Annotated in this window: 2 rRNA genes (1 of these 2 only partly in view); both read right to left on the bottom strand. The window is 53.2% G+C overall.

Features of this window, described 5'->3' with window-relative positions:
* Nucleotides 1-78: 78 nt before the first annotated feature.
* Nucleotides 79-193: ribosomal RNA gene (gene rrf, locus ACFO3E_RS08800) — 5S ribosomal RNA — on the bottom strand.
* A gap of 181 nt (nt 194-374) precedes the next feature.
* Nucleotides 375-3,136, bottom strand: a 23S ribosomal RNA gene (locus ACFO3E_RS08795); it runs 33 nt beyond the window's last position.

Genomic DNA, 3,136 nt, shown 5'->3' with positions numbered 1-3,136 from the left:
GGAGGCGCAAAAGGGCGGCTTTATGGGCCGCCCTTTTGTGAGATGTGAATGGGTTTTATCCAAAGCGCAAGCTTCAATGCCTGGCGACGCCCTACTCTTCCGGGGCTTGAGCCACAGTACCATCGGCGCAGACTGGTTTCACGGCCGAGTTCGGGATGGGATCGGGTGGGTCACAGACGCTATGGTCACCAAGCAATGAAGCTTGCGCTTTGGGTTTTAATCGGTGCCGTGCACATATGAGCGTTTCACTTGAGAAACGCGTCACCAAACAATTGGTATTTGAGTATCTGGCTTGAGTGGATCACCACATCGCTGATCTTTGCTGTTGCCAGCACTGTCATTGATGGTGGGACTCTATGGTTCATCTGAACCACTTAAGCGCGATCAGAGCAATTAGGACCGGTTAGCTCCATATGTTACCACACTTCTACATCCGGCCTATCAAGGTCGTGGTCTACGACCGCTCGAAGAAATCTTATCTTGAGGGAGGCTTCCCGCTTAGATGCTTTCAGCGGTTATCCCGTCCATACATAGCTACCCTGCTGCGCCCTTGGCAGGACGACAGGTACACCAGAGGTATGTTCAACCCGGTCCTCTCGTACTAGGGTCAACTCCTCTCAAATTTCGACGCCCACGGCAGATAGGGACCAAACTGTCTCGCGACGTTCTGAACCCAGCTCACGTACCACTTTAATTGGCGAACAGCCAAACCCTTGGGACCTGCTCCAGCCCCAGGATGTGATGAGCCGACATCGAGGTGCCAAACGATTCCGTCGATATGAGCTCTTGGGAATCATCAGCCTGTTATCCCCGGCGTACCTTTTATCCGTTGAGCGATGGCCCTTCCACGAGGGACCACCGGATCACTATGACCGACTTTCGTCTCTGCTCGACTTGTCAGTCTCGCAGTCAGGCGGGCTTATGCCATTGCACTCTAACAGACGGTTTCCAACCGTCCTGAGCCCACCATCGCGCGCCTCCGTTACTCTTTAGGAGGCGACCGCCCCAGTCAAACTACCCGCCACAGAGGGTCCCTGCACCGGATAACGGTGCGAGGTTAGACATCAGAAAACAACAGGGTGGTATTTCACCTATGGCTCCACGACAACTGGCGTCATCGCTTCAAAGCCTCCCACCTATGCTACACAGTTCTTTCCTAATGCCACTCTGAAGCTGCAGTAAAGGTGCACGGGGTCTTTCCGTCTAACCGCGGGTACTCCGCATCTTCACGGAGAATTCAATTTCGCTGAGCATATCCTGGAGACAGTGGGGAAGTCGTTACGCCATTCGTGCAGGTCGGAACTTACCCGACAAGGAATTTCGCTACCTTAGGACCGTTATAGTTACGGCCGCCGTTTACCTGGGCTTCAATTCAGAGCTTGCACTCCTCCTCTTAACCTTCAGGCACCGGGCAGGCGTCAGGCCCTATACGTCGTCTTGAAGCCGACTTAGCAGAGCCCTGTGTTTTTGCTAAACAGTCGCTACCCCCTGGCCTGTGCCCCCCACAAAAAGTTGCCTTGATGTGGGGCCTCCTTCTTCCGAAGGTACGGAGGCAATTTGCCGAGTTCCTTCAGGATACTTCTCTCAAACGCCTTGGTATACTCTACCATTCCACCTGTGTCGGTTTAGGGTACGGTCTATACGGAGGGGCTATTTCCTGGGACAACTTCCCTGCCTGGACCAATCCAATAAGGCCAGACAAGTTACGCCATCCGTCACACACCTCCAGGCCCACGAATATTAACGTGGTTCCCATCGACTACCCCCTTCGGGCTCGTCTTAGGGGCCGGCTTACCCTGCTCAGATTAGCTTTAAGCAGGAACCCTTGGAATTTCGGCGACAGTGCATCTCACACTGTTAATCGCTACTCATGTCTGCATTCGCACTTCCGATACCTCCACCACCCATTACCAGATGGCTTCAACGGCCTACGGAACGCTCCGCTACCGCGTGATCGTAAACGATCACACCCTAAGCTTCGGTGCACGTCTTGAGCCCCGTTACATCTTCGCCGCAGGATCTCTTATTTAGACCAGTGAGCTGTTACGCTTTCTTTAAAGGATGGCTGCTTCTAAGCCAACCTCCTGGTTGTTTTGGAAATCCCACATGCTTTCCCACTTAGACGTGACTTGGGGACCTTAGCTGTAGGTTAGGGCTGTTTCCCTTTTGACGACGGACCTTAGCACCCGCCGTCTGTCTGCCGGACTAGACTCGTTGGTATTCGGAGTTTGGTTAGAGTTGGTAGATCTCGCGACCCCCGCATCCATCCAGTGCTCTACCCCCAACGGCAATCATCCGACGCTCTACCTCAATAGATTTCGCGGAGAACCAGCTATTTCCCGGCTTGATTGGCCTTTCACCCCTAAGCACAACTCATCCGATAATTTTTCAACATTAAACGGTTCGGTCCTCCAGTGCGTGTTACCGCACCTTCAACCTGGTCATGCATAGATCGCCGGGTTTCGGGTCTAATGCATCATACTCAGTCGCCCTATTCAGACTCGCTTTCGCTGCGCCTACACCTAACGGCTTAAGCTTGCATGATACACTAAGTCACAGACCCATTATGCAAGAGGTACGCGGTCAGGTCTCAAGGACCCTCCCACTGCTTGTAGGCATCCGGTTTCAGGTACTGTTTCACTCCCCTCATCGGGGTGCTTTTCACCTTTCCCTCACGGTACTGGTTCGCTATCGGTCATGTACGAGTATTTAGGCTTGGAGGGTGGTCCCCCCATGTTCAGACAGGGTTTCACGTGCCCCGCCCTACTCAAGTCCTGTTGTTTCGCTTTCGCATACGGGACTGTCACCCGCTATGGTCAAACTTTCCAGATTGTTCTGCTAACTAAACAACAGGCACTGGCCTGGTCCGCGTTCGCTCGCCACTACTAACGGAATCTCGGTTGATGTCTTTTCCTCCGGGTACTGAGATGTTTCAGTTCCCCGGGTTCGCTTCACCAAAGCCTATTTTATTCAGCTTAGTGATACCTTTCCCATTTAACGCTGATCCAGCTTTCACTGGCGCAGCCTTAAATGGTGAAGGTGGGTTTACCCATTCGGAAATCGCGGGATCAAAGCTTGCTCACAGCTCCCCCACGCTTATCGCAGCGTGCCACGTCCTTCATCGCCTGTACATGCC

This window comes from Sphingobium tyrosinilyticum (genome assembly GCF_042654265.1).
Classification (GTDB): Bacteria; Pseudomonadota; Alphaproteobacteria; order Sphingomonadales; family Sphingomonadaceae; genus Sphingobium; species Sphingobium tyrosinilyticum.
Note: the sequence above shows the minus strand (reverse complement) of the source record. Positions and strands in the feature narration are given on the sequence as shown.